The following is a 25,944-nucleotide window of genomic DNA, read 5'->3' as shown; positions in this document are numbered from 1 at the left end:
CTAACAGATCGCGTCGTACGACCCCGTGTTCTAATAACCCCATGAGCGAAACACGCTGGTTGAGCGATGATGAACAGCGCATGTGGCGCCGGTACAGGGATGTCAACCAACTGCTCGACCTGGCGATCGAGCGCCAGCTCCAGCGGGACGCATCGATGTCGCAGTCGGATTACTCCGTCCTGGTGAGCCTCAGCGAGGCCGACGGCCGGGGCTTGCGTGCCCGCGACCTGGGTTCGGTCCTGGGTTGGGACCGTAGCCGCGTGTCGCATCAGGTCAGGCGCATGGAGGGTCGTGGCCTGGTTGCCAAGGCGCAGTGCGCGGAGGACGGCCGGGGCACCATCGTCACCCTCACCGAGGAAGGTGCAGAAGCGATCTCCCGGGTGGCTCCCAAGCACGTGGAGAAGGTGCGGGAGCTGTTCATCGATGTCGTGACCGAGGACGAGATCAGCACACTCACCGACATCTACGAGCGGGTGGCGAGCCGCATCGGTGAGGTCGACGGGATCACCCTGCCCAATTGAGCGACCGCCTTCTGCGAGCGACCGCGCGCCCGGGCGGAGCCGGAAACGAGAGCAGGGCCCGGGCGAAATGCCCGGGCCCTGCTCTTATGTGGTGCCCCCGAAGGGAATCGAACCCCTGACCTTTGGTACCGGAAACCAACGCTCTATCCCCTGAGCTACGAGGGCGGGATACCGACCCCCTCGGGGGTCGGAGGCTGCCCCGGCAAGTGACCTCCTGAGATCACCCTGCTGAACAGCGAGACTGATCGTAGCACCGGCTGGCGGGCGAACCCGCATCGGGTCCGGGCAGGCGCGGGCGGCGGGAACGCCGGTGGCATCCGATTCTCCTGCCGACGGACCGACACCTAGAATAGGAAGACGTGACCCCCGCTGACCTCGCCGCCGTCATCCGCGCCGCACTCATCGCCGTTCTCGCCGAACGCGGAGCCGACATCTCGGTGGTGCCGGAGGCGGTGACCGTCGAGCGACCCCGCAACCCGGAGCACGGCGACTATGCGACCAACATCGCGCTGCAGCTGGCCAAGAAGGTCGGTGTGGCCCCACGCGATCTGGCGCAGGAACTCGCCACCGCGCTCGTCAAGGATCCCGGTGTGGCCTCGGCGGACATCGCCGGCCCCGGCTTCCTCAACATCCGGCTCGACTCCGGAGCGCAGGGTTCCCTGGTGGCCAGCGTCATCGAGCAGGGCGAGGCGTACGGAACCGGTGCCGCGATGGCCGGCCGACGGGTGAACCTCGAGTTCGTCTCGGCCAACCCGACCGGCCCCATCCACCTGGGTGGCACCCGATGGGCGGCGGTCGGTGACGCACTCGGTCGGGTTCTCGAGGCCTCGGGCGCGGCAGTGACCCGGGAGTACTACTTCAACGACCACGGCGCCCAGATCGATCGGTTCAGCCGATCGCTCGCCGCCGCGGCCCGCGGAGAGGCGACCCCGGAGGACGGCTACGCGGGGGCGTACATCGAGGACATCGCGGCCCAGGTCGTCGCGGCCCGCCCCGATGTGCTCGCGCTGCCCGAGGCCGACGGGCTCGAGACCTTCCGCGCTGTGGGCGTCGACCTGATGTTCACCCACATCAAGAAGTCCCTCGCCGAGTTCGGGACGGTCTTCGACGTCTACACCCACGAGAACTCGATGTTCACTTCCGGTGCCGTGGACCGCGCGATCGAGACCCTCAAGGGCAACGGCAACCTCTACGAGTCCGAGGGCGCGTGGTGGCTCCGCTCGACGGATTTCGGCGACGACAAGGACCGGGTGGTCCTCAAGTCCGACGGCAACGCCGCCTACATCGCCGGCGACATCGCCTACTTCCTGGACAAGCGGGAACGCGGCTTCGACCTGTGCATCTACATGCTCGGAGCGGACCACCACGGCTACATCGCCCGTCTCAAGGCGGCGGCGGCAGCGCTCGGCGACGATCCCGCGACGATCGAGGTGCTCATCGGTCAGATGGTCAGCCTCGTTCGCGACGGCGTCCCGCTCAAGATGAGCAAGCGTGCCGGGACGGTCATCACCCTGGATGATCTGGTGGACGCGATCGGCGTCGACGCCGCCCGCTACGCGCTCATCCGCTCCTCGGTGGATCAGACCATGGACATCGATCTCCAACTGTGGACGTCGGCCACCAACGACAACCCCGTCTTCTACGTCCAGTACGCCCACGCCCGGTTGTGCTCATTGGCCCGCAATGCCGCCGACCTGGGGGTCACCACCGAGGCAGCCGACCTCGCGCTGCTGGTTGAGGATCGCGAGGGCGCGCTCATCCGGACCATCGGGGAGTTCCCGCGGGTGGTGGCCAGTGCAGCCGACCTGCGAGAACCGCACCGGGTGGCCAGGTATCTGGAGGAGCTCGCCGGCACGTACCACCGTTTCTACGACACGTGCCGGGTGCTGCCGATGGGTGATGAGGAAGCAGGGCCGCTCCATGCCGCACGCCTGGCCCTCAGCACCGCCACCCGGCAGACGCTGGCGAACGGCCTGCGTCTGATCGGCGTCACCGCCCCGGAGAGAATGTGAGCGCGCACCCGGCCGGGGCCCGGCACGAGTACCCCCACGCACCGGGGATCTCCGAACGGCCCGTCGACCCGGACGGCGTCATGGCCCTGGATCCGGCCGTGTGGCCGCGGGGAGCGGGCCGACGCGTCGACGGCGTGGTGGAGTTCGCCGGAGTCGCGGCGGATGAGCTGGCGGCAGAGTTCGGCACCCCGCTGTTCGTCATCGACGAGGACGACTTCCGCTCCCGCTGCCGCGACATGGCGGAGGCCTTCGGGGGCGTCGACCGGGTGCACTACGCCTCCAAGGCGTTCCTGTGCACCGAGGTGGCGCGCTGGGTGGCGGAGGAGGGGCTGAGCCTCGACGTCGCCTCGGGCGGCGAGCTCGCGGTGGCCCTCCGCGCCGACTTCCCGCCCGCCCGGATCACCTTCCACGGGAACAACAAGTCCGCCGACGAACTCCGTCTGGCCACGCAGAGCGGTGTCGGTCACGTGGTGCTCGACGCGATGTCCGAGATCGCGCTCCTCGACCGCATCGCTGCCGAGGAGGGTGTGGTCCAGGACGTCTTCATCCGGGTCACGGTGGGAGTCGAGGCCCACACCCACGAGTTCATCGCCACCGCCCACGAGGATCAGAAGTTCGGGTTCTCGCTGGCTGGAGGGGCGGCCATGGAGGCCGTCCGGGCCGTGTTCGACGCGCAGCACATCCGGCTGACCGGTCTGCACAGCCACATCGGCTCGCAGATCTTCGACGTCGACGGCTTCGAGCTCGCGGCGCGCCGGGTGATCGGGCTCCTGCGCGACATCGTCGACGAGTTCGGCGTGGAACGCACTGCCCAGCTGGACCACCTGGACCTCGGCGGCGGCCTGGGCATCAGCTACGTCCCGTCCGACGACCCCCCGCCGGTGGCGCAACTCGCCGCCGCGTTGACGAAGATCGTCGACGGGTTCTCCGAGGACGTGGGGCTCACCCCCCCGACGCTGGTCGTGGAACCGGGTCGCGCGATCGCCGGCCCCGGTACGGTCACCCTCTACGAGGTGGGCGTGGTCAAGGACGTCCAACTCGCGGGCGGGGAGAGCCGTCGCTACATCAGCGTCGACGGCGGGATGAGCGACAACATCCGGACGGCGCTGTACGACGCCGCCTACGACGCCCGTCTCGTCGGCCGTGCCTCGGCCGAGGAGCCGGTGGTCGCGAGGCTGGTGGGCAAGCACTGCGAGAGTGGTGACGTGGTGGTGCGCGATCTCTGGATGCCGGAGGACGTGGGTGCCGGCGACCTGGTCGCAGTGGCGGCCACGGGCGCGTACTGCTACTCGATGTCGAGTCGGTACAACCTCATCGGGCGGCCGGCGGTGGTGGCGGTCCGCGACGGCCGCGCACGCCTGGTCCTGCGACGTGAAACCCTGGACGATCTGACGAGCTTGGAGGTGGGACAGTGAGCGACGCAACGGCGTCTGGCGTGCGACCCGTGGGGGTGGCGGTGCTCGGCATGGGCACCGTCGGAACCGAGGTCATCCGTTACATGACGGAGAACGCGGAGGCGCTCGCCTCGCGCATCGGCGCCCCTCTGGCCCTGCGAGGCGTGGCGGTCCGTGACCTGACCAGGGACCGCGGACTGGACCCGGAGCTCCTCACCGCGGACCCGGCCTCGCTGGTGTCCCGGGACGACGTCGACGTCGTCGTCGAACTCATGGGCGGCATCGACGTCCCCCGTCCCCTCCTCCTCGACGCGCTGCGTCACGGCAAGGCCGTGGTAACCGCCAACAAGGCCCTGCTCGCCGAGTACACCGACGAGCTTGCGGAGGCGGCGGAATCCACCCGCACCGACCTGTACTTCGAGGCGGCCGTGGCGGGAGCGATCCCGGTGATCGGCCCGCTGCGTCGCTCCATGGCCGGTGACCAGGTCGAGCGTGTCCTGGGCATCGTCAACGGCACCACCAACTACATCCTCTCCGAGATGGGGAATACGGGCGCCGACTACTCGGAGACGCTGGCGGAGGCCTCCCGGCTCGGGTACGCGGAGGCCGACCCGACGGCCGACGTGGAGGGATACGACGCGGCGGCCAAGGCCGCGATCCTCGCCTCGATCGCGTTCCACAGCCGCGTGACCGCCGGCGACGTGTACCGCGAGGGGATCTCCCGCATCTCGCCCGACGACTTCGCCTCGGCCCGCGACATGGACTGCACCATCAAGCTCCTCGCCATCTGCGAGAAGCTGCAGCGGGCGGACGGCACCGAGGCGGTCTCCGCGCGCGTGTACCCCGCGCTGCTGCCCAACACCCACCCTCTCGCGACGGTCAACGGCGCGTTCAACGCCGTGGTCGTGGAGGCCCAGGCGGCCGGCCAGCTCATGTTCTACGGCCAGGGTGCGGGCGGGGCGCCGACCGCGTCCGCCGTCCTGGGCGACATGGTCGCCGCGGCCCGTAACAAGGTGGACTCGGGCCGGGCGCCCGGGGAGTCGACGTACGCGGCCCTGCCGGTGGCCTCCATGGACGAGGTCTCCACCCGCTACCACGTGCGCATGCGCGTGGCCGACAAGCCCGGCGTGCTCGCGCTGGTCGCCGCCGAGTTCTCGCGTCACGGCGTCTCGATCGCCCAGGTCCGCCAGACCGAGGTCGAGGTGCCCGAGGCCGAGGGCGACGACTCGCAGCCCACCGCAGAGCTGACCGTTCTGACCCACCGGGCCTCCGAGCGCGCACTCGCCGACACCGTCGCCGCGCTCTCGGACCAGGACGCCGTCTCGGTCATCACCAGCGTCATCCGTCTCGAGGGAGTGGACACCGAATGAGCACCACCTACCAGCCCGTGCACAGCCGCTGGCCCGGCCTCATCGAGGCCTACCGCGACCGTCTCCCGATCGGGGACGACTGGGAGACGGTGACCCTCTTCGAGGGCGCCACCCCCCTCCTCCCGGCGACGTACCTCTCCGCGCTCACCGGCTGCGAGGTGTACCTGAAGGTCGAGGGGCTGAACCCGACCGGGTCCTTCAAGGACCGCGGGATGACCATGGCCGTCACCGACGCCAAGGCCCGCGGCCAGAAGGCCGTGCTGTGTGCCTCGACGGGCAACACCTCCGCCTCGGCCGCGGCCTACGCCACCCGCGCCGGCATGGGGTGTGCGGTGCTAATCCCGCAGGGCAAGATCGCCGCCGGGAAACTGGCGCAGGCGGTCATGCACGGCGCCACGATCATCCAGGTCGACGGCAACTTTGACGACTGCCTGGAGTTGGCGCGCAAGACCACCGCGACCTACGGCGAGATCGGGTTGGTCAACTCGGTCAACCCGGTCCGGATCGAGGGCCAGAAGACGGCGGCGTTCGAGATCGTCGACGTCCTCGGACGGGCTCCCGACCTGCACTTCCTCCCCGTCGGCAACGCGGGCAACATCACCGCGTACTGGAAGGGGTACAGCGAGTACCACGCCGACGGGATCATCTCGGCCCGCCCGCGGATGATGGGTGTGCAGGCCGCCGGTGCGGCCCCGCTCGTCGACGGCGCGCCGGTCAAGAACCCGGAGACCATCGCCACCGCGATCCGCATCGGCGCCCCGGCCTCCTGGGACGGTGCGGTGACCGCCCGCGACGAGTCGGGCGGGACGTTCCGCAAGCGGACCGACGAGCAGATCCTCGAGGCGTACCGCACGGTCGCGGGCAAGGACGGCGTGTACGTCGAACCCGCGTCGGCGGCGTCGGTCGCCGGTCTGCTGGACGCCTTTGCCAACGGCGAGCTCGAAGCCGGACAGACCATCGTCTGCACGGTCACGGGCAACGGACTCAAGGACCCGGACACCGCGCTGCTGGGCATGCCCGAGGTGGAGGCCATCCCGGTGGACCCGACCGCGGTCGCCGGCGCGCTCGGCCTGGAATGAGCGCCGTGATCGGAACGGGGCCCGAGGTCTTCGGCAGCTCCGGCGGACGGATTCTGCCGGTCGGGCGGACGGTCACCGTGGAGGTGCCCGCGTCCAGCGCGAACCTCGGGCCGGGCTTCGACGCCCTCGGGGTCGCTCTCGGCCTCTACGACTCCATCACGGTGACGACCATCGCGTCGGGGCTCGAACTCGAGGTGTCGGGCGAGGGCGCCGGGGAGGTCCCGGCCGACGCCTCTCACCTCGTGGCCAAGGCCGTGGAAGCGGGTCTCCGGGCCGGCGGCATGGGTGCCCCGGGGGTCCGGATCGTCTGTTCCAACGCGATACCGCACTCGCGGGGCCTCGGCTCGTCCGCCTCCGCGGCGGTCGGGGGACTGGTCGCGGCGGACGGCCTGATGGGCCGGGTACTGACCGATGAGCATCTGGTGCAGCTCGCGGGCGAGTTCGAGGGTCACCCCGACAACGCCGCGGCGAGTGTCCTGGGCGGCGTGGTGGTCTCGTGGACCGAGCGATCGGCGACCAACGTGACGTACCGCGCGGTCCGGATGGACGTGGACCCGTCGATCGTCGCCACCGTCCTCGTTCCCGAGGAGACCTCCTCGACGGCGCAGACCCGCGGGCTGCTGCCGGACGTCGTCCCGCACGAGGACGCCGCGTTCAACGCCAGCCGGGCCGCCCTGATGTCCGTGGCGCTGGCGTCGCACCCCGAGTTCCTCCTGGCCGCCACGGAGGACCGGCTGCACCAGTCCTACCGGGCCCCCGCGCTCGTCGGCACCACAGAGTGGGTGGCTCGGCTCAGGAACCGCGGGCTCGCGGCGACGGTCTCCGGCGCGGGACCCACTGTTCTGGTCCTCGGGACGGCCGCCCTCCCAGTGGATCTGCGCGAGAGCGCGGAGGCCCAGGGATGGCGGGTGCTGGACCTGCAGATCGCCGACCGCGCGAGGGTGGTCTCCGCGAGCTGAGGGCCGCGGGACGGCACAGGAACAGGCGCCGGCGCCGGCGCCGACGGGTCAGCGAGCCTGCCCCGGCGAGATGGTGGTGACCTGGTAGTCCCCGGCGGCGTAGCGCGAGCGGATCGCCCGTTTGTCGAACTTGCCCACCGAGGTCCGGGGGACGTCACTGACAAAAGCCCAGTGATCCGGCCGCTTCCACATGTCGAGGGAGCCCTCCAGCGCCTCCCAGAGGGTTCGGGCGGTGGCGTCGGCGCCTGATTTGAGTTGGACCAGGACGAGCGGGCGGTTGCCCCAGCGCTCGTCGGGGACGCCCACGACCGCGGCGTCGGCGACGCGGTGGTCCTGCAGGACCGCGTGTTCGAGTTCGACGGAGGAGATCAGCTCCCCACCGGAGGCGATGATGTCGTCGACCCGGTCCACCACGTAGAGGTAGCCCTTGGGCGAGATGCTGGCCATGTCGCCGGTGCGGAGCCATCCGTCCACAAAGCGATCGCTGGCCTCCCCACCCAGGTAGCCAGCCGTCACCCACGGTCCCCGGAGCTGGAGTTCGCCGACCGACAGGCCGTCGTTCGGCAGCACCCTGCCCCCGTTCACCACCCGGGCCTGGACGGCGGCCGGGAACCGGCCCTGCCCGAGGATCTGGGTTCGTCGGTGGGTGGCCGAGGAGTGCGGGTCCGGCCGGGAGAACGTGGCGATCGGACTCGTTTCGGTGAGCCCGTAGGCCTGCATGATGGTCACCCCGTGGCGTTCGACAAAAGCGTCGAAGAGTGTCTCCGGGACGGCAGAGCCGCCGACGAGGACCTCGCTGAGGTGGCCGAGCGGCTGGGGGTGGGTCTCCAGATGGCGCAGGAGTCGCTGCAGCGTGGCGGGCGTGGTGGCGACCTTGTTGGGTCGGAACCTCCCCAGGAGACCGGCCATGTCACGTCCGGCGTGGAAAGCCCTGCCCGGTCGCGGGCGGGCGATGACGAGGCTCGCCCCGGCCATGAAGCACGCGTAGGGCAGTCCCCAGGACATGACATGATACATCGGAACGGTGGTGAGGACGGTGTCCCCACTGCGCAGGGCGGCGCTCTCGGCCATGCACATCTGCATCGAGTGCAACCAGATGGACCGGTGCGTGTAGGCGACGGCCTTGGACGCACCGGTGGTGCCCGAGGTGTAGGCGATCGCCGCGGTCCTGCGCTCGTCCAGGTCCGGCCAGGGATAGGTGGTCGGCTTGCCGTCGAGGAGCGGTTCGAGCGCGTGGACCTCCATCGGCAGGCCCCCGTTGTCGGGGGAGGCGTGACTGTCGATGACGACGAGGTGGCGCAGCGACCCGACGTCGGCCGCCACGTCGAGGGCCAGGGTGATCAGTTCCGGATCCACCAGGAGGACGGACACCCCGTTGTCCCTGAGGGCGGCGACCAGGAACGGCCGTGGCTGGAAGACGTTGACCGGCAGGACGACGGCGCCCATCGACGGGATGGCGAACATCGCCTCCACGACCTCGTTCCGACCCTCCGAGAGGATGGCCACCACGTCGCCGTCGCCGACCCCCAGATCGCCGAGGGCGTGGGCGGTGGCCGCGGCCCTGGCCGCGAGCACGTCGAACCTGGTGGTCTGAGGCTGCAGGTCCTCGACGAACCCGGTGACCGTGGAACTGCTGTGGCGCTCGGCGGCGTGGGCGAGGATCCGGGACACGAGCAGAGGTGTGTCCAGCATCGTTCCGAACATGGGCCTCCTTCCGCGCGTCCGCGATCGGCTGTAGATTACCGCTGTTCGCGGTCGAGTAAGCCGCGACGGTGGCGACTCGCACGGTAGACATGCGTGGAACCGACCGTCGGGTAGTATGCTTGCCGAAGCCACGGACGCTCGGTCGTCCCGCATCCGAAAGACATCTCCAGTCCGCCCACCGCCTGATGCGGAGGGCGGAGCGTGAGATGGTCCCGGCGGGAGCGGCCGATAGGCGAGTGGTCAACAGGGATCCCGTGCCCGTGCGTGGTTCTCATCCGGAATCGACGGCATGCGTCCGGTCGCCCCGGTAGGTGTCACCTCGTGTGGATCCCCCTCAGACAAATCCGTGTCCGGCCATCTCGCCGCCGCGGAAGGCCTCAGCGGCCACCCGGGACGCCCAGTCCGCGTCCCGGACACATGCTCGGTGCGAGGCGGTCACCCGCCCAGCCCGAGCCCAGAAAGGACCCCCGTGACCTCGACGGAAACCCACTCCACGCTGCCGCAGGGCGCCGCACTGGCAGCCATGCGACTAGCGGACCTCAAGTCTCTCGCGCAGCAGATGGGCCTCAAGGGCCTGTCGGGTAAGCGCAAGGGCGATCTCGTCGAGATGATCGACGGCGCCCGTGGCGGCAGAGCAACAGCCGCCCCCAAGGCCGCCCCCAAGGCCGCTCCCGTGACGGCCCCGGTACGCGATCCCCAGCCGGAGACCCAGCGTGAACAGCCCCAGGGCGAACAGCAGCCCCAGCGTGAACAGACCCAGGGCGAACCGCAGCCCCGGCGTGAGCAGCAGGCCCGGCGTCAGGCCCAGAAGCGCGACGAGGGACCGTCGCAGGAAAGCGCGTCGCACGAGGGACAGGCGCACGAGGCTCAGCCGCAGGAGGGGCAGCGGCGTGACGACGCGCAGAGTCGTGGCGACGAGCAGAGTCGGGACGACGGGCGGTCGCAGGGCGACCGGACCCGTCGCGAGGACGGCGCCCGCAACGGTGGTCAGAACCAGAACCAGAACCAGAGCAACCGGCAGCGCCGGGGTGGTCAGAACCGCGACGACCAGGGTTCGGGCCAGCAGGACTCGGGTCAGCAGGGCGGCCGCAACCGCGACCAGCAGAACCGCGACCAGCAGGACTCGGGTCAGCAGGGCGGCCGCAACCGCGACCAGCAGAACCGTGACCAGCAGAACCGTGACCAGCAGGACTCGGGTCAGCAGGGCGGCCGCAACCGCGACCAGCAGAACCGTGACCAGCAGGGCGGGCGTAACCGCGACCAGCAGTCCGGCGACTCGGCCAACCAGGGCAACCAGGGCGGCGGCAACGGCCCGCGCGGCGACGCCCAGAACCGCGACGACGACGACGACGGCAGCGGCCGGGGTCGTCGGAGCCGTCGGCGCCGCGAGCGCAACCGGGGCGGCGGCGGTGCCCGCCCGGTCGAGGGCGAGACCGAGGTGCGCGACGACGACGTTCTCCAGCCGGTTGCCGGCATCCTCGATGTGCTGGACAACTACGCGTTCGTGCGCACCTCCGGGTACCTGGCGGGTGAGAACGACGTCTACGTCTCGATGAACATGATCCGCAAGTACGGGCTGCGCCGCGGTGATGCGGTCACCGGAGCGGTCAAGATGCAGCGCGACGGCCAGAACGACGGCCAGAACGACAGGCAGGGCGGCGGCCAGAACGACCGGCAGGGTGGCGGCCGGGGCGGCAACCAGAGCAACGCCAACAAGAACCGTGCCGCCAAGTTCAACCCGCTGGTCCGTATCGACTCGGTCAACGGCGGCCCCGTCGAGGACGCGAAGAACCGTCCGGAGTTCGGCAAGCTCACCCCGCTCTACCCCAACCAGCGGCTGCGCCTGGAGACCGAGAAGAACATCATCTCGACCCGTGTGATCGACCTGATCATGCCGATCGGCAAGGGGCAGCGCGCGCTGATCGTCTCCCCGCCCAAGGCCGGTAAGACCACGATCCTGCAGAACATCGCCAACTCGATCGCGATCAACAACCCGGAATGCCACTTGATGGTCGTCCTGGTCGACGAGCGGCCGGAGGAGGTCACGGACATGCAGCGGTCGGTGAAGGGCGAGGTCATCGCCTCGACCTTCGACCGTCCGCCGTCGGACCACACCCAGGTCGCGGAGCTGGCGATCGAGCGGGCCAAGCGTCTGGTGGAGATGGGGCAGGACGTCGTCGTCCTCCTCGACTCCATCACGCGCCTCGGTCGCGCCTACAACAACTCCTCGCCGGCCTCGGGCCGGATCCTCTCCGGTGGCGTCGACTCCACGGCGCTGTACCCGCCCAAGCGGTTCCTGGGCGCGGCGCGCAACATCGAGAACGGCGGCTCGCTGACGATCATCTCCACCGCGATGGTCGAGACCGGGTCCGCCGGCGACACGGTGATCTTCGAGGAGTTCAAGGGCACGGGTAACGCCGAGCTCAAGCTCGACCGGCGCATCGCCGAGCGCAGGGTGTTCCCGGCGGTCGACGTGGGCCCCTCGGGTACCCGCAAGGAAGAGCTGCTCATGACCCCCGAAGAGGCCGGGGTGATGCACAAGCTGCGCCGGGTGCTGTCGGGGCTCGACTCGCACCAGGCCATCGATCTGCTCATGTCGCAGCTCCGCAAGACCAACAACAACTACGAGTTCCTGCTCCAGGTGGCCAAGACGACGCCGACCCTGCCGCAGGACGAGGAGTGACCGAGGCTCCGGGGCACTCGCCGTCCTCGGTCGACGACGTCCTCTCCGAGTACGGCGGGCTCGAGGCGCAGTTGTCGGACCCCGCGCTGCACGAGGACGCGGCCGCGGCGCGGCGGGTGGGCAAGCGCTTCGCCGAGCTCACCCCCGTGGTGCAGTGCTATCGCGCGTTGGTGCGGGTACGAGGCGACCTGGCCGCCGCGCGCGAACTGGCCGACGACGACTCGTCGTTCGTCGAGGAGGCCGAGCGGCTGGCCGTCGAGGCCGTCGAACTCGAGTCCAAGCTCGCGGACCTCCTCGCGCCGCGGGACCCCCACGACGCCGATGACGTGGTCATGGAGATCAAGTCCGGCGAGGGCGGCGAGGAGTCCGCGCTGTTCGCCGCGGACCTGGCCCGCATGTACACCCGGTACGCGGAGAAGCACGGTTGGGTGGTCGAGACGCTCGGGATGACCGAGTCCGATCTGGGCGGCTACAAGGACGCCTCCTTCTCCATCCGGTCCCGGCAGCCCTCGCGAGACGGGGTGTGGTCGCGCCTGAAGTTCGAGGGCGGGGTCCACCGGGTCCAGCGCGTCCCGGTGACCGAGTCGCAGGGTCGGGTGCACACCTCCGCGGCCGGCGTCCTGGTGTTCCCGGAGCCGGAGGACGTCGGTCCGGTCGAGATCGACGAGTCGGACCTGCGGATCGACGTCTACCGGTCGTCCGGCAAGGGCGGCCAGGGCGTCAACACCACCGACTCGGCGGTGCGGATCACGCACCTGCCCACGAACACCGTCGTCACGTGTCAGAACGAGCGCAGCCAGCTGCAGAACAAGGCGCGCGCCATGCAGGTGCTCGCGGCGCGACTCCAGGCGGCGGCCGAGGAGGCCGCGAGCGCGGAGGCATCCGAGGGACGGGCCACGCAGGTCCGGACGGTCGACCGCTCGGAGCGGATCCGCACCTACAACTTCCCGGAGAACCGGATAGCGGACCACCGGGTGGGCTTCAAGGCGCACAACCTCGACTCGGTGCTGGACGGCGACCTCGACGCGGTGCTCGACGCCCTGGCCGACGACGAACGGCGCCGGCGCATGGAAGACGCGTAGGGCGGTGGACGCCCACCCGAACGCAGTCCCGGTCCCCGTGACCGAGGTCGTCAGGTCGGCCGCGCGGGCGCTGCTGGCCGCCGGTGTCGACTCCGCACAGGCAGAGGCGCGGTTGATCTGCGCCCACGTCCTGGGTGTCGACCGGGGGGCGCTCGCGCTGGCCGACGGGGTGGACGCCGCCGGGGTGGCCGAGGTCGAGCGGATGGTCGCCGCCCGCGCCAGGGACCGCACCCCGCTCCAGTACCTCGTGGGCCGCGCGACGTCGGGTCGGCTCGACCTCGCGGTGGGGCCGGGCGTATTCATCCCGAGGCCGGAGACGGAACTGCTGGTCGAGAGCACGCTGGCAGCGCTTCCAGCGCCCGGCCCCGGCACCGGACCCGGTCCCGTCGTGGTGGACCTCTGCGCGGGCAGCGGGACCCTGGCCCTGGAGATCGCCCACGCCCGCCCGGATGCGAGCGTCCACGCGGTCGAGCTCCACGGGCCGGCGCTCGAGTGGCTCCGGCGCAACGTCGCCGAGCGTGCGGCGGCGGGGGACACACCGGTCGAGGTCCACCAGGCGGACGCCACCGACCCTGGCCTGCTCGCGCACCTGCGGGGACGCGTCGACGCCGTGGTGTCCAATCCGCCCTACATCCCGCAGACCGACGACCTCCCCGCCGACGTACTCGGGCACGAGCCGCCGACCGCGCTCTTCGGGGGGACCGACGGCCTCGTCGTCATCGCGCCTCTCGTCGACGTCGCGGCCGGACTCCTCGCCCCGGGAGGCCACCTGGCCCTCGAGCACGACGACACGACCGGTGCCGCCGTCGCGGCGGTGGTCTCCGCCCGGGGACGCTTCGGTACCGTGGACCAGCACACCGACCTCGCCGGACGTCCGCGGTTCGTCACCGCCACGAGACTCGACTCTGACCACGACGACGACAACTCCGGCCCCGACGACGAGGTCGACCCGACAGTCCAGAAGGGGATCACCCGGTGACCATCACCTACGACTGCACCGAGGACACCGGCCGGGAGGTCGGGCTCAGTGCTGCGGCGAGCGGACTGCGCGCGGGCCGGCTCGTCGTGACCCCCACCGACACCCTGTACGGCATCGCCGCCGACGCCTTCGACCCGGATGCGGTCAACCTGCTGCTCTCGGCCAAGCGTCGCGGACCGGACATGCCGGTACCCGTGCTGGTGGGTTCGTGGGAGACCATCGACGGCCTGGTCGTGAGCACTCCGGCCCTGGCCCGCGACCTCATCCGCGCCTTCTGGCCGGGGGGATTGAGCCTCATCGTGCACCAGGCGCCGTCGCTGAACTGGAACCTGGGGCACACCCAGGGGACGGTCATGCTCCGGATGCCGCTGCACCCGGTCGCCATCGAACTCCTGCGGGAGGTCGGGCCCCTCGCGGTCTCCAGCGCCAACGTCTCCGGCCAGCCGCCGGCCACCACGGTCGCGCAGGCGCGCGAGCAGCTCGGCGATTCCGTGGCCGTGTACCTCGACGGTGGCCCGTGCGCGATCGGCGAACCGTCGACGATCGTCGACCTCACCGGCCCCGGGCCCCGCATCGTCCGGGAGGGGGCGGTCAGCGCGGAGCGGGTCGGGGCGGTCCTCGACATCGACCCCGCGACCCTGCGCGGCTGACCCGTGGGAATCGGGGTCCCGTTCCGAGAGCTCCTGCTCATCGGGGTCACGGCAGGCCTGGTCACGTTCATCGTCACGGGCCTGGTCAGGGGAGTGGCGCCCGCGATCGGCGGCCTGGCGTATCCGCGTGATCGCGACGTCCACGTGGTGCCGACCCCGCGGCTCGGGGGAGTGGGCATCTTCACCGGCATGCTGGTCGCGGTCTACCTGGCCGCCCAGCTGCCCGCGCTCAACCGCGCGTTCCCGCCGTTCGCCCCGGACGTCGAGGCCACGATCATCGCCGGCGGGGTGATCGTGCTGGTCGGGATCGTCGACGACATCCTCGGCATCGGCGCGGTCACCAAGCTCGCCGGTCAGGCCGCGGCCGCGGGTGTTCTGGTGGCCATGGGCGTGTCGTGGACGCTGGTCTACATCCCGTTCGGCGGCGGGAACATCCTGGTCCTCGACCAACTCCAGGCCGGGCTGCTGACGGTGGTGTTCACCCTGACGATCGTCAACGCGATGAACTTCGTGGACGGGTTGGACGGCCTCGCGGCCGGGCTCGGCGCCATCGCGGCTCTCGCGATCTGCGTGTTCTCCGTGGGCATCATGCTCGACCAGGGCGGCACCGTCGGCGCGTACCCGCCGGCGCTGGTCACGGCGGTCCTCGCCGGGGCGCTCCTGGGGTTCCTCCCGCACAACTTCCAGCCCGCCCGGATCTTCATGGGCGACTCTGGCTCGATGCTCATCGGCCTGGTGCTCGCGGCGGCGTCCACGAGCGCGTCGGGGAAGATCTCGCAGAGCCTGTACGGGCCGCAGGAGATGATCGTCCTGCTCTCGCCGATGATCGTGGTGGCCGCGGCGATGTTCGTCCCGATGCTCGATCTGGTGATGGCGATCGTCCGACGGGTGGGTGCGGGCCGGAGCCCGTTCGCCCCGGACAAGATGCACCTGCATCACCGGCTGCTGGCCCTCGGTCACTCCCACCGGCGGGTCGCCCTGGTCGTCTACGCCTGGGTCTCGCTCATCGCCTTCGGCGCGGTCGGGGCGACCATGCTCCCGACCGAGGTGATCGTGCCGCTGGTGGCCGCCGGGCTCATCTCGGCCCTGGCGGCCACGCTGGTCCCGCGCCTGCGGCGTTCCCGGGAATCCGGCCATACGGGCATCCCGGGGAGCCCCCGCTAGGCTGCTGGTCATGACGGACACAACTCCACAGCCCGCCGAGAGCGCCCACACCGCCGGACTCCGCAAGGCACTCGCCCTCGGCGCGGTCGCCCTGGTGGTACTCATGATGCTCAGCGCAGGACTCTGGGCGGCCCTCGACGGGACACCCGGCCTGTGGGGCGCGCTGTTGGGGGCGGCGATCGGCGGGGTGTTCGTCCTCCTCACCGCGGTGGTGGTGGTCGCGACCGCCCGCACGTCGCCCACCGTCACCGGTGCGGTGCTCCTCGGGACCTGGTTGCTCAAGCTGATCGTGGCCATCGGCCTGGTCGCGGCACTCAAGCCGTTGGACTTCTACTCCAAGCGGGCCTTCGCCCTGACGATCGTCGTCGCGATGGTGGTGGTCCTGGCGACGGAGACGGTGGCGATCATCCGCCATCCCGCACCCTCCGTGGAACCCGTCCCCGGGGCTTGATCGGCGCCTGACCGGAGCGCGGCCCGAGCAGGGCCGAGAGCGTCTGAACACGGGTGTGCCCCGGTGAGGTCGAGGTCCCGGGTCTTTGTTAGGATGCTCCATGGCGGGAAACCGGGAAGAGGGCACGTCGCGCGAGCGACTGAGAACCCCTGGACCCCGCCGGGTTCCGTTTGTCGGAATCGAAGCGATCCACATTGACCACCGTCTGAAGTAGGCGGCCCGAACAGGGGAGAGAGCGCTGAGCACCTCACTGCTGGCATTCAAGGGCGAGTTCCACCCGCCGTCACTTCACGACTTCTTCCCGCCGGCGGTGCTGTTCGAGGGCACTCCCTTCGAGCTGGACCGGCTCATGATCATCCGCATCCTGGTGGCAGTGGTCGTGGCAGTGCTGTTCTACGTGGGCATGCGCGGCGCGAAGATCGTGCCGAGGGGCTTCCAGAACGTCGTCGAGGTCTCCCTGGACTTCGTCAAGACCTACATCTCGGACGACATCATGGGCAAGAAGGACGGCGACCGGTTCCTGCCGATCATCGCGACCGTCTTCTTCCTCACGCTGTTCATGAACCTCCCGGCGGTGATCCCCGGGCTGAACATCTCGCCCAACGCCCGGATCGGTATGCCGCTGGTGATGGCGTTGGTGGTGTACGTGGTCTTCATCTACGCGGGTGCGAAGAAGTACGGCTTCTTCTCCTTCGTCGGCAAGTCGATCGTCGTGCCGAACCTGCCCCCGGCTCTGCACCTGCTGGTGGTGCCGATCGAGTTCATCTCGACGTTCGTCCTGCGCCCCGCGACGCTCACCATCCGTCTCATGGCCAACATGCTGGCCGGACACATCATGATCGTCCTGCTGTTCTCCGCCACGAACTTCTTCTTCTGGCAGTTCAGCGGATGGACCGCGGTCAGCGTGGTGACCATCATCGTGGCGGTGGCGTTCACCTTCTTCGAACTGTTGGTGATCTTCCTGCAGGCGTACATCTTCGCCCTGCTCGCCGCGGTGTACATCGACCTGTCGCTGCACGCCGACAGTCACTAGAGACTTCCGGCGCCGTCTGAGCGCCGGGACACACAGACCACTCCGACGACCGCGTGCGGACATCCCGCACCGGCCTTCTGAAAAGGAACGGAAACCCACATGGATATCGTCACTCTCGCGCAGGCTGCCGAGTCAATCGAGACCACGGCCAAGGGCTACGGCGCCATCGGTTACGGCCTCGCCGCGATCGGCCCCGGCATCGGCATCGGCATCGTCGTCGGCAAGACCATCGAGGGCATGGCCCGCCAGCCCGAGATGGCCGGCCAGCTCCGCACCACGATGTTCCTGGGCATCGCGTTCACCGAGGCCCTCGCGCTCATCGGTATCGTCACCGGCTTCATCTTCTGATCGCCGGTTGGGGCAAGGTCAACGACATGAATCCGATCCACATCCTCGCCGCCGGCGAGGGCGAAGGGCTTCCTCTCGAGGAGACGCCCAACGTCCTGACGCCGGCGCTGTACGACATCGTCTGGTCACTGATCCCCTTCGCTGTGGTCCTCTTCGTGTTCTGGAAGTTCGTCCTCCCCATGTTCAAGCGGGTCCTGGACGAGCGAACCGAGCGCATCGAAGGCGGCATCGAGCGGGCGGAGGCAGCACAGTCCGAGGCGAAGGCAGCCCTGGACAAGTACAACGCCCAGCTCGCTGAAGCCCGCGTCGAGGCCGCCAAGATCCGTGATGACGCGCGGGCCCAGGGCCAGCAGATCATCGCTGACCTCAAGGCCGAGGCGCAGACCGAGAAGGAGCGCATCGTCGCCGCGGGTGAGCAGCAGCTCGTCGCGCAGCGTCAGCAGATCGTCTCGGAGCTCCGCGGCGACCTCGGTCGTCAGTCGATCGATCTCGCTGAGCGTCTCATGGGTGAGCAGCTGTCCGACTCGGTCCACCGTTCGGGCACCATCGACCGTTTCCTCGCCGACCTCGACCAGGTCGCCGGGGCGGGCCAGAACTAAGGAAGTAGTTGACTATGCACGCAGCAAGCCGCGACGCCCTCGAGCAGTCCCGGTCGGTCCTGCAGTCCACGCTCTCCGCCAACCCCGCCGGCGGGGCCACCGGAGCCAAGCTCGGCGCCGAGTTGTTCCGGGTGGTCGACCTCTTGGAGGGCGACCGCGCCCTCCGCGTCGCTGTGGCGGACTCCTCCGCACCGGTCGAGGCCCGAGAGGACCTCGCCCGGTCGGTACTGGGCTGGAAAATCGACGAGTCGACCCTCGCGGTCGTGCTTGCTGCGGTCGCGTCGTCCTGGTCCACCCCGCGAGACCTGCGCGAGGGTCTCGTGGTCCTGGGCCGGGAGGCGCTCCTGCTCTCGGCCCGCGACCAGGGTCAGCTCGGCACGGTCGAGGACGAGCTCTTCCGGCTCGGACGGATCGTCGCCGGCGACCCGCAGTTCGAACAGGCGCTCTCCAGCCGGACCAGCACCGCCGAAGACAAGCGTGCGCTTCTCGGTCAGGTCCTGTACGGCAAGGTCACCGCTGTCACCGAGGCTCTCGCCTCGCAGGCAGTGACCCGCCCGCAGGGCATGCCGGCGGACGACATCGACGCGCTCTCGCGGTTGGCTGCAGAGCTCCAGGGGCAGGCGGTGGCTGTCGTCACCTCCGCCGCGGAGCTCTCGCAGGATCAGCAGGAGTCGTTGTCGAGCAAGCTCGCCGGGATCTACGGACGTGAGATGGCAGTGCACGTCGAGGTCGACCCGGCCGTGCTCGGAGGAATGGTGATCCGCGTGGGTGACGAAGTCATCGACGGATCGCTCTCCGGCAGGTTGTCCGCCATGAGGCGCTCGCTGCCGTAACCGGTACGAACTGACGAGCAGCGCCTCGCAAAGGGTCGATGCTCACGTGAACAGACAAGTCCAGACCACACTTAGTGAGAGCAGGAATGACATGGCGGAGCTGACTATCTCCTCCGACGAGATTCGTAGCGCGATTGCGAATTACACCTCCAGCGTCTCGTCCGAGGCGTCGCGCGAGGAGGTCGGTCTCGTCACCGACACGGGCGACGGTATCGCCCACATCAGCGGGCTGCCGTCCGCGATGGCCAACGAGCTCCTCGAGTTCCCGGGCGGCGTCCTCGGCGTCGCACTCAACCTCGACGATCGTGAGATCGGCGCGGTCATCCTGGGTAACTACGACGAGATCGCCCAGGGCCAGGAAGTCCGCCGCACCGGCGAGGTCCTGTCCGTGCCCGTCGGCGACGGCTTCCTCGGACGCGTCGTCAACCCGCTCGGCAAGGCCATCGACGGCCTCGGCGAGATCGAGTCCGCCGGCATGCGTGCGCTCGAGCTGCAGGCCCCGTCCGTGCTGGAGCGTCAGCCGGTCGAGGAGCCCATGCAGACCGGCATCAAGGCGATCGACGCCATGACGCCGATCGGCCGCGGCCAGCGTCAGCTCATCATCGGCGACCGCAAGACCGGCAAGACCGCGGTCTGCATCGACGCCATCCTCAACCAGAAGGCCAACTGGGAGTCGGGCGACAAGACCAAGCAGCTCCGGTGCATCTACGTCGCCATCGGCCAGAAGGGCTCCACCATCGCGGGAGTCAAGGCGACCCTCGAAGAGGCCGGCGCGATGGAGTACACCACCATCGTCGCGGCCCCGGCCTCCGACTCGGCCGGCTTCAAGTGGCTCGCGCCGTTCACCGGCTCGGCCATCGGCCAGCACTGGATGTACGAGGGTGCCCACGTCCTCGTCGTCTTCGATGACCTCTCCAAGCAGGCCGACGCCTACCGCGCGATCTCGCTGCTGCTGCGCCGCCCGCCGGGCCGTGAGGCCTACCCGGGTGACGTCTTCTACCTGCACTCCCGTCTCCTCGAGCGGTGTGCCAAGCTCTCGGACGCGATGGGCGGTGGATCCATGACGGGCCTGCCGATCATCGAGACCAAGGCCAACGACGTCTCGGCGTTCATCCCGACCAACGTCATCTCGATCACCGACGGCCAGGTCTTCCTCGAGTCCGATCTGTTCAACCGCGGTGTCCGCCCCGCCGTCAACGTCGGCATCTCCGTCTCCCGAGTCGGTGGCGCCGCGCAGACCAAGGGCATGAAGAAGGTCTCCGGTTCGCTCCGCCTCGACCTGGCGGCGTACCGCGACCTGGAGTCGTTCGCGACCTTCGCCTCGGACCTCGACGCCGCGTCCAAGGCCCAGCTCGAGCGCGGTCAGCGCCTGGTCGAGATCCTCAAGCAGGATCAGAACTCACCCGTAGCGGTCGAGGACCAGATCGTCTCGATCTACCTCGCCGGCGAGGGCTTCTACGACACCGTCCCGGTGGAGGACGTGCGTCGCTTCGAGAGCGAGCTCCTCGAGGCGCTGCGCCACGGTGCCTCCGACGTCTACAGCCAGATCGACGGCGGCGGCGCGCTCTCGGATGAGTCCAAGGCGACTCTCGAGGCCAAGACCAACGAGTTCAAGGAGGGTTTCCAGACCTCCGACGGCTCCAGCGTGGTCAACGAGCCCGAGGCCGAGGCGCTCTCCGAGGACGAGATCGATCGTGAGACCCTCACGGTCACCAAGAAGAAGAAGAAGGCCTGAGGCCTCCGATGACAGCCATCCGATTCAAGGGCGAGAGGAGTGTGATCTGACCGTGGCGAACATGCGTGAACTGCGCGACCGGATCAAGTCGGTCAACTCGACCAAGAAGATCACCAAGGCCCAGGAGGTGATCGCGACCTCGCAGATCTCCAAGAGCCGAGCGAGGGTCGCGGAGGCTCAGCCGTTCGCGGATCAGATCACGGCCATCCTGGCGGACCTGGCGACCGCGTCGTCGGTCAAGCACAGGATGCTCAACGAGCCGGAGGACGCCAAGCGGTCCGCCGTGCTCGTGGTGACCTCGGACCGCGGCATGGCGGGCGGGTACAACCACAACGTGCTCAAGGAGGCGGCCGAGCTGATCGCCTTCCTCAAGGATTCCGGCCGCGAGGTCGACATCTACGTCTTGGGCAACAAGGGCATCGTCTACTACACCTTCCGCGAGGTCGAGCTGGCCGGGGCCTGGCACGGGCATTCCCAGAAGCCCGATTACAAGGAGGCCCGTCCAGCGTTCCAGCTGCTCTCGGCCGCCTTCGCGGCGGGCGGGGAGGCGACGTTCGACGCCGGGGAGTTCCTCGGGGAGAACCACGAGGGGGACACCACCCGCAAGGGCGTCGACGAGGTCCACATCGTCTACACCCAGTTCGTGTCGATGCTCACCCAGACCCCGAGGGCGCGTCGTCTGGCCCCGATCGAGACCCAGGTCGAGATCGAGGAGCTGGATCTGGGCGAGGACATGCTGGACTCGTCCAAGTCGGACTTCAAGCCCGAGGTCACGTTCGAGCCCGACGCGGACACCCTGCTCAACAACCTCCTCCCGAGGTACATGTCCACCCGGGCCTTCGCCGCGCTCCTCGAGTCGGCCGCTTCGGAGTCGGCCGCGCGTCGGACGGCCATGAAGTCGGCCACGGATAACGCGACCGAACTGGTAGAGGGTCTGAGCCGCGAGGCCAACCAGGCCCGCCAGGCACAGATCACCCAGGAAATCAGTGAGATCGTCGGTGGCGCTGGCGCGCTCGCCGCTACCGCAGGAAGTGACTAACACATGACCACAGCTGTTACCGACCAGAGCACGACGGGCACGGCCGGTCTCACCGGTCGGGTCGCCCGCGTCCTGGGTGCGGTCGTCGACGTGGAGTTCCCGCGCGGCGCCCTCCCGGCCCTCTTCAACGCACTGACCGCAGAGATCACTCTCGCCTCGGTCGCCAAGACCGTGACCTTCGAGGTCGCCCAGCACCTGGGTGACAACATGGTGCGCTGCATCTCGATGCAGTCCACCGACGGCCTGGTGCGTGGCGCCGACGTCGTCGACTCCGGCAAGCCGATCTCGGTTCCGGTGGGCGACGTCGTCAAGGGCCACGTCTTCAACGCCCTCGGCGACTGCCTCGACGCCCCCGGCCTCGGCCGGGACGGCGAGCAGTGGGGCATCCACCGTGATCCGCCGCCCTTCGACCAGCTCGAGGGCAAGACCGAGATCCTCGAGACCGGCGTCAAGGTCATCGACCTGCTCACCCCGTACGTCAAGGGTGGCAAGATCGGTCTCTTCGGTGGTGCCGGTGTCGGCAAGACCGTGCTCATCCAGGAGATGATCACCCGTATCGCGCGTGAGTTCTCCGGTACGTCGGTGTTCGCCGGCGTCGGTGAGCGCACCCGTGAGGGCACCGACCTCTTCCTCGAGATGGAGGAGATGGGCGTCCTCCAGGACACCGCACTGGTGTTCGGCCAGATGGATGAGCCGCCGGGGACGCGTATGCGCGTCGCCCTCTCGGCCCTGACGATGGCCGAGTACTTCCGCGACGTGCAGGGCCAGGACGTCCTGCTGTTCATCGACAACATCTTCCGCTTCACGCAGGCCGGTTCCGAGGTCTCGACGCTGCTCGGCCGTATGCCGTCCGCCGTCGGTTACCAGCCGACCCTCGCGGACGAGATGGGTGAGCTGCAGGAGCGCATCACCTCGACGCGTGGTCGCTCGATCACGTCGCTGCAGGCGATCTACGTCCCCGCCGACGACTACACCGACCCGGCGCCGGCCACCACGTTCGCCCACCTCGACGCCACCACGGAGCTCTCCCGCTCCATCGCGTCGAAGGGCATCTACCCGGCCGTCGACCCGCTCACCTCGACCTCTCGGATCCTCGAGCCGGGCATCGTGGGCGAGCAGCACTACCGCGTGGCGCAGGAAGTCATCCAGATCCTCCAGAAGTACAAAGAGCTGCAGGACATCATCGCCATCCTCGGTATGGACGAGCTCTCCGAGGAGGACAAGGTCACCGTTCAGCGTGCCCGTCGCCTCGAGCGCTTCCTCGGCCAGAACTTCCTCGTCGCCGAGAAGTTCACCGGTCAGGTCGGCTCCGTCGTCCCGCTCTCGGACACCATCGAGGCGTTCGACAAGCTGTGCAAGGGCGAGCTGGACCACCTCCCGGAGCAGGCGTTCAACGGCATCGGCGGTCTGGACGACGTCGAGGCGGCTGCCAAGAAGCTCTCAGGGAAGTGACCCTCCACCATGGCTGACATCGAAGTCGAGTTCGTCACGGTCGAGCGTCGTTTCTGGTCCGGCACCGCCACCATGGTGGTCGCCAGGACCACCGAGGGCGAGATCGGTATCCAGGCCGGGCACGAGCCGGTTCTCGGCCAGTTGGACGCCGGTGGCACCGTCACGGTCTACACCGACGAGGGCAAGAAGGTCGCTGCGGTTCAGGGTGGCTTCCTCTCGGTGACCGCGAGCAAGGTCAGCATTCTCGGTGAGACCGCGGAGTGGTCGGAGTCGATCGACCGCGCCGACGCCGAGAAGGCACTGTCCGAAGCCGGCGACGACGCGGCTGCATCTGCAGCCGCCCGTGGCCGCCTCCGGGCCATCGACAAGGCCGGCGCCTAGTACCACCGGGTCCGGCCCGTGATCCATGGCCGCGGCCACCGGAAGGGGTTGAGTAGAGTGACGACTCCCGAGACTGTTCTCGGTGTCGTCCTCCTGCTCGTCCTCTCCCCGGTGGCCGCGGCCGCGGTCTATCGTCTGATGGTCATCCGGCGGGACTCCACCTCCGTCCTGGTCAGGGGCAGCGGCAAGGGGGACCGCTGGCGCCACGGCGCCATCAGGTACTCCGACACGGATGTAGCGTTCTACCGACTCCTGAGCGTGCGGTTCGGTGCGGACGTGCGTGTGGACCGCAGGAGTCTGACTCTCGGTCCCCGGCGTCAACCCACCGGCTCGGAACTCGACGTCGCCGAGGTCGGCGAGATGATCGTCTCGTTCTCCGGTACCCGCCGCGGGGGCCTGCCCATCGAGGGCGAACTCTGCATGAGGCCCGCCGAGTTGACCGCGCTGCTCGCCTGGGTCGAGGCCTGCTCCACCGCCTCGATCCGCCGCACCGACCGCCGTCGCTGAGCCCGGTCTGTTCATCCGGTACGACCCCTAATCCAGGAGGACGCGTGCGTCTCGTCGTCGCCACATGTCAGGTCGACTATGTGGGTCGCCTGACGGCCCACCTGCCGATGGCCCCGAGACTGCTGCTGGTCAAGGCCGACGGCTCCGTGAGCATCCACGCCGACGACCGCGCGTACAAGCCGCTCAACTGGATGACCCCGCCGTGCTCCCTCACCGAGCAGGACCACCCGGAGGACCCCGAGCACCGGTTGTGGGTGGTGGAGAACAAAGCGGGAGAGCAGCTCCGCATCACCCTGACCGAGGTGCACCACGACTCCCACCACGAGCTGGGCGTGGACCCCGGACTCATCAAGGACGGCGTCGAGGCACACCTCCAGGAACTGCTGGCCGAGCACATCGAGACGCTCGGCAAGGGATACACCCTGGTCCGCCGGGAGTACATGACCGCGATCGGTCCGGTGGACATCCTCGGCCGTGACGCCGCCGGCGTGACGGTGGCGGTGGAGATCAAACGCCGCGGTGATATCGACGGGGTGGAGCAGCTCACGCGATACCTGGAGTTGCTCAACCGCGACCCGCTGCTCGCCCCCGTGAGCGGGGTGTTCGCCGCCCAGGTGATCAAACCCCAGGCCCGGACCCTCGCCGAGGACCGGGGTATCCGCTGCGTGACGCTCGACTACGACACCCTCCGCGGTATCGAGTCGACGCACCTCCGGCTCTTCTAGAGGGCGGGAGCTCACGTGCCCAGGCGGCATCGGCGCGCCGGCGGGGGAGAGCCCCCGCCCAGGCGGGACGGCGTCGGCGGCGGCGACCTGGAGTCCGGTCCGTCCGGGGATCCCGACCGGTACCACGTCCGCCGCGTCCCGGGCTCACGCGCGGGTAAGGACTACCGCTGCCCCGGGTGTGACCACGTGGTGGTCGCCGGAGCCGCGCACGTGGTGGCGTGGCCGGACCGGCCGGGCGGCGACGACGAGCGCCGCCACTGGCACAGCGGATGCTGGTCCGGTCGGGGCAGTCGCGGTCTCACTCGTCGGTGGAGTTGAGTCCGGGCTCGTCGGTGGCACCGGTGTCGTGATCGGCCAGGTCGTCCTCCGGCAGGCGCCCGGGGATGGGCTCGAGCCGGGCCCGGATCGCGGCGAGATCCGCGACGACCTGCTCCCGGACCAGCCGTAGTTCCCCGGTACGCCGGCGCGCCCGCTCGATCATCGCTGCAGCGGCGGTCCTGGCTCCCTCGATCGTCTCCCGGGCTGACTTCTCCGCCTCGCGTCTCGTGGCCTCCGCGGCGGCCACCGACGCCTCGTGGCGGGCCTCCTCCTCGCGGAGTGAGGCGCTCCTGCGGGCGTCCGAGGCCAGGGAGAAGTCCTCGTCGATCTGATCCCGCCGTCGGGCGGCCTGCGTGTCGAGCTGCCGGGCCTGGTTCTCCGCCGCACGCAGGAGCTGCTCCGCCCGCGACTGCGCGGTGGCCAGGACCGCGGTGTGTTCGACCCGGACCGCCTCCGCGCGCTCCCGAGCCGCGGCGAGTTCCGCTCTCGCCACGTCACGGTCGACCGCCGACTCTCGAGCCGCGGTCTCCCGGAGTCTCCATGCCTCTTCCTCGGCGTCCGCCCGGATGCGGTCGGCCATCGCGTGGGCGGAGTCGCGGAGGGACCCGGCCTCCGCGGCCGCGAGGGAGAGCATGGTGGAGATGCGGTCGGACATCTGTTCGCTGGTGACAGGCGCCCGCCCGAGTTCGGCGACGCGCGCCTCGAGCGCGTCGGTACGGGCTCTGTCCCGGGCGGCCTCGGCCGCCACCCGTTCGGCGCGCTCGACGGCGGCGTCCCGGTCAGCGCGGAGCAATTCCACCTCGGCCTGCAGGCGCGCGAGCGTGGCGGACACTTGTTCCCGGTCAAACCCCCTGCGGACCACCGCAAATGGCTCGGCGGTCGCGGTGGGCGTGTGCGTGCTCGACATGCCCACCACCCTAGCGGTG

Annotated in this window: 25 protein-coding genes and 1 tRNA gene; 23 read left to right on the top strand and 3 right to left on the bottom strand. The window is 69.5% G+C overall.

Annotated elements, in window-relative coordinates:
• The first annotated feature begins 41 nt into the window (after positions 1 to 41).
• Complete coding sequence (locus R4P08_RS04835; RefSeq protein WP_317812619.1) at positions 42 to 521, top strand: MarR family winged helix-turn-helix transcriptional regulator; 480 nt, start codon at positions 42 to 44, stop codon at positions 519 to 521.
• An 89-nt stretch (positions 522 to 610) separates the two neighbouring features.
• On the opposite strand, the gene R4P08_RS04830 is transcribed toward R4P08_RS04835, so the two are convergent.
• A tRNA-Arg gene (locus tag R4P08_RS04830) sits at positions 611 to 686 on the bottom strand.
• A 194-nt stretch (positions 687 to 880) separates the two neighbouring features.
• Between R4P08_RS04830 and argS the strand changes: the two genes are divergently transcribed.
• The 5 genes from argS to thrB are packed head-to-tail and all read left to right on the top strand — an operon-like array spanning position 881 to position 7,335.
• Positions 881 to 2,533, top strand: coding sequence for an arginine--tRNA ligase (gene argS / locus R4P08_RS04825; protein ID WP_317812618.1), 1,653 nt, complete (start codon positions 881 to 883; stop codon positions 2,531 to 2,533).
• A complete protein-coding gene (gene lysA, locus R4P08_RS04820; protein WP_317812617.1) occupies positions 2,530 to 3,948 on the top strand; it encodes a diaminopimelate decarboxylase in 1,419 nt (472 codons plus the stop codon). Before argS ends, lysA begins: the two co-directional genes overlap by 4 nt.
• Positions 3,945 to 5,297 (top strand): homoserine dehydrogenase, encoded by a 1,353-nt coding sequence (locus R4P08_RS04815; protein ID WP_317812616.1) that lies wholly within the window; start codon positions 3,945 to 3,947, stop codon positions 5,295 to 5,297. Before lysA ends, R4P08_RS04815 begins: the two co-directional genes overlap by 4 nt.
• Entirely contained in the window at positions 5,294 to 6,376 is a 1,083-nt protein-coding gene (thrC, locus tag R4P08_RS04810; protein ID WP_317812615.1) for a threonine synthase, read from the top strand. The genes R4P08_RS04815 and thrC overlap by 4 nt, the downstream gene beginning before the upstream one ends.
• Positions 6,373 to 7,335 (top strand): homoserine kinase, encoded by a 963-nt coding sequence (gene thrB, locus R4P08_RS04805; protein WP_317812614.1) that lies wholly within the window; start codon positions 6,373 to 6,375, stop codon positions 7,333 to 7,335. Before thrC ends, thrB begins: the two co-directional genes overlap by 4 nt.
• Positions 7,336 to 7,383: 48 nt before the next feature.
• Here thrB and R4P08_RS04800 read toward each other — a convergent pair whose 3' ends face one another.
• Positions 7,384 to 9,039 carry a long-chain-fatty-acid--CoA ligase gene (locus R4P08_RS04800; protein WP_317812613.1) on the bottom strand — a complete coding sequence of 552 codons (1,656 nt, stop codon included), beginning with the start codon at positions 9,037 to 9,039 and terminating at the stop codon, positions 7,384 to 7,386.
• 469 nt (positions 9,040 to 9,508) lie between these two features.
• Between R4P08_RS04800 and rho the strand changes: the two genes are divergently transcribed.
• From rho to R4P08_RS04715, 17 genes are all read left to right on the top strand, one after another.
• Entirely contained in the window at positions 9,509 to 11,722 is a 2,214-nt protein-coding gene (rho, locus tag R4P08_RS04795; protein WP_411741155.1) for a transcription termination factor Rho, read from the top strand.
• Complete coding sequence (gene prfA, locus R4P08_RS04790) at positions 11,719 to 12,804, top strand: peptide chain release factor 1 (protein WP_317812612.1); 1,086 nt, start codon at positions 11,719 to 11,721, stop codon at positions 12,802 to 12,804. The genes rho and prfA overlap by 4 nt, the downstream gene beginning before the upstream one ends.
• A 37-nt stretch (positions 12,805 to 12,841) precedes the next feature.
• Positions 12,842 to 13,783, top strand: coding sequence for a peptide chain release factor N(5)-glutamine methyltransferase (gene prmC, locus R4P08_RS04785; protein ID WP_317812611.1), 942 nt, complete (start codon positions 12,842 to 12,844; stop codon positions 13,781 to 13,783).
• Complete coding sequence (locus R4P08_RS04780; protein ID WP_317812610.1) at positions 13,780 to 14,433, top strand: L-threonylcarbamoyladenylate synthase; 654 nt, start codon at positions 13,780 to 13,782, stop codon at positions 14,431 to 14,433. The genes prmC and R4P08_RS04780 overlap by 4 nt, the downstream gene beginning before the upstream one ends.
• Before the next feature lie 3 nt (positions 14,434 to 14,436).
• Positions 14,437 to 15,597 (top strand): MraY family glycosyltransferase, encoded by a 1,161-nt coding sequence (locus R4P08_RS04775; RefSeq protein ID WP_317812609.1) that lies wholly within the window; start codon positions 14,437 to 14,439, stop codon positions 15,595 to 15,597.
• A 10-nt stretch (positions 15,598 to 15,607) separates the two neighbouring features.
• Positions 15,608 to 16,048: a hypothetical protein gene (locus R4P08_RS04770; RefSeq protein ID WP_317812608.1), complete on the top strand. Its 441-nt coding sequence runs from the start codon at positions 15,608 to 15,610 to the stop codon at positions 16,046 to 16,048.
• A gap of 253 nt (positions 16,049 to 16,301) precedes the next feature.
• A complete protein-coding gene (gene atpB / locus R4P08_RS04765; RefSeq protein WP_317812723.1) occupies positions 16,302 to 17,081 on the top strand; it encodes a F0F1 ATP synthase subunit A in 780 nt (259 codons plus the stop codon).
• Positions 17,082 to 17,180: 99 nt separating this feature from the next.
• Complete coding sequence (locus R4P08_RS04760) at positions 17,181 to 17,429, top strand: ATP synthase F0 subunit C (RefSeq protein WP_317812607.1); 249 nt, start codon at positions 17,181 to 17,183, stop codon at positions 17,427 to 17,429.
• 26 nt (positions 17,430 to 17,455) lie between these two features.
• Positions 17,456 to 18,028, top strand: a complete 573-nt coding sequence (locus R4P08_RS04755) for a F0F1 ATP synthase subunit B (protein ID WP_317812606.1) — start codon at positions 17,456 to 17,458, stop codon at positions 18,026 to 18,028.
• 14 nt (positions 18,029 to 18,042) lie between these two features.
• Positions 18,043 to 18,861, top strand: a complete 819-nt coding sequence (locus tag R4P08_RS04750) for a F0F1 ATP synthase subunit delta (RefSeq protein ID WP_317812605.1) — start codon at positions 18,043 to 18,045, stop codon at positions 18,859 to 18,861.
• A 91-nt stretch (positions 18,862 to 18,952) separates the two neighbouring features.
• On the top strand, positions 18,953 to 20,596 hold the full coding sequence (gene atpA / locus R4P08_RS04745; RefSeq protein WP_317812604.1) for a F0F1 ATP synthase subunit alpha: 1,644 nt from the start codon (positions 18,953 to 18,955) through the stop codon (positions 20,594 to 20,596).
• Positions 20,597 to 20,648: 52 nt separating this feature from the next.
• Entirely contained in the window at positions 20,649 to 21,635 is a 987-nt protein-coding gene (locus R4P08_RS04740) for a F0F1 ATP synthase subunit gamma (protein WP_317812603.1), read from the top strand.
• Between the two features lie 3 nt (positions 21,636 to 21,638).
• Positions 21,639 to 23,087 carry a F0F1 ATP synthase subunit beta gene (gene atpD, locus R4P08_RS04735; protein WP_317812602.1) on the top strand — a complete coding sequence of 483 codons (1,449 nt, stop codon included), beginning with the start codon at positions 21,639 to 21,641 and terminating at the stop codon, positions 23,085 to 23,087.
• Positions 23,088 to 23,096: 9 nt separating this feature from the next.
• Positions 23,097 to 23,468, top strand: a complete 372-nt coding sequence (locus tag R4P08_RS04730; RefSeq protein ID WP_317812601.1) for a F0F1 ATP synthase subunit epsilon — start codon at positions 23,097 to 23,099, stop codon at positions 23,466 to 23,468.
• 57 nt (positions 23,469 to 23,525) lie between these two features.
• A complete protein-coding gene (locus tag R4P08_RS04725) occupies positions 23,526 to 23,975 on the top strand; it encodes a DUF2550 family protein (RefSeq protein ID WP_317812600.1) in 450 nt (149 codons plus the stop codon).
• A 44-nt stretch (positions 23,976 to 24,019) separates the two neighbouring features.
• Entirely contained in the window at positions 24,020 to 24,700 is a 681-nt protein-coding gene (nucS, locus tag R4P08_RS04720) for an endonuclease NucS (protein WP_317812599.1), read from the top strand.
• A gap of 15 nt (positions 24,701 to 24,715) precedes the next feature.
• Positions 24,716 to 25,018: an ATP/GTP-binding protein gene (locus R4P08_RS04715; RefSeq protein WP_317812598.1), complete on the top strand. Its 303-nt coding sequence runs from the start codon at positions 24,716 to 24,718 to the stop codon at positions 25,016 to 25,018.
• Here the strand turns inward: R4P08_RS04715 and R4P08_RS04710 are convergent.
• Entirely contained in the window at positions 24,999 to 25,925 is a 927-nt protein-coding gene (locus R4P08_RS04710) for a hypothetical protein (RefSeq protein WP_317812597.1), read from the bottom strand. The genes R4P08_RS04715 and R4P08_RS04710 overlap by 20 nt on opposite strands.
• Positions 25,926 to 25,944 lie beyond the last annotated feature (19 nt).

It is taken from the genome of Rhodococcus sp. IEGM 1408, from assembly GCF_033142235.1.
GTDB lineage: Bacteria > Actinomycetota > Actinomycetes > Mycobacteriales > Mycobacteriaceae > Dietzia.
Note: the sequence above shows the minus strand (reverse complement) of the source record. Positions and strands in the feature narration are given on the sequence as shown.

Excerpts from the sequence above, each read along its gene's own strand:
- atpA (WP_317812604.1), top strand. The coding sequence starts at position 18,953 with ATGGCGGAGCTGACTATCTCCTCCGACGAGATTCGTAGCGCGATTGCG.
- R4P08_RS04710 (WP_317812597.1), bottom strand. The coding sequence starts at position 25,925 with ATGTCGAGCACGCACACGCCCACCGCGACCGCCGAGCCATTTGCGGTG.
- R4P08_RS04835 (WP_317812619.1), top strand. The coding sequence starts at position 42 with ATGAGCGAAACACGCTGGTTGAGCGATGATGAACAGCGCATGTGGCGC.
- thrC (WP_317812615.1), top strand. The coding sequence starts at position 5,294 with ATGAGCACCACCTACCAGCCCGTGCACAGCCGCTGGCCCGGCCTCATC.
- R4P08_RS04760 (WP_317812607.1), top strand. The coding sequence starts at position 17,181 with ATGGATATCGTCACTCTCGCGCAGGCTGCCGAGTCAATCGAGACCACG.
- atpD (WP_317812602.1), top strand. The coding sequence starts at position 21,639 with ATGACCACAGCTGTTACCGACCAGAGCACGACGGGCACGGCCGGTCTC.
- R4P08_RS04750 (WP_317812605.1), top strand. The coding sequence starts at position 18,043 with ATGCACGCAGCAAGCCGCGACGCCCTCGAGCAGTCCCGGTCGGTCCTG.
- R4P08_RS04800 (WP_317812613.1), bottom strand. The coding sequence starts at position 9,039 with ATGTTCGGAACGATGCTGGACACACCTCTGCTCGTGTCCCGGATCCTC.
- R4P08_RS04730 (WP_317812601.1), top strand. The coding sequence starts at position 23,097 with ATGGCTGACATCGAAGTCGAGTTCGTCACGGTCGAGCGTCGTTTCTGG.
- thrB (WP_317812614.1), top strand. The coding sequence starts at position 6,373 with ATGAGCGCCGTGATCGGAACGGGGCCCGAGGTCTTCGGCAGCTCCGGC.
- R4P08_RS04755 (WP_317812606.1), top strand. The coding sequence starts at position 17,456 with ATGAATCCGATCCACATCCTCGCCGCCGGCGAGGGCGAAGGGCTTCCT.
- R4P08_RS04770 (WP_317812608.1), top strand. The coding sequence starts at position 15,608 with ATGACGGACACAACTCCACAGCCCGCCGAGAGCGCCCACACCGCCGGA.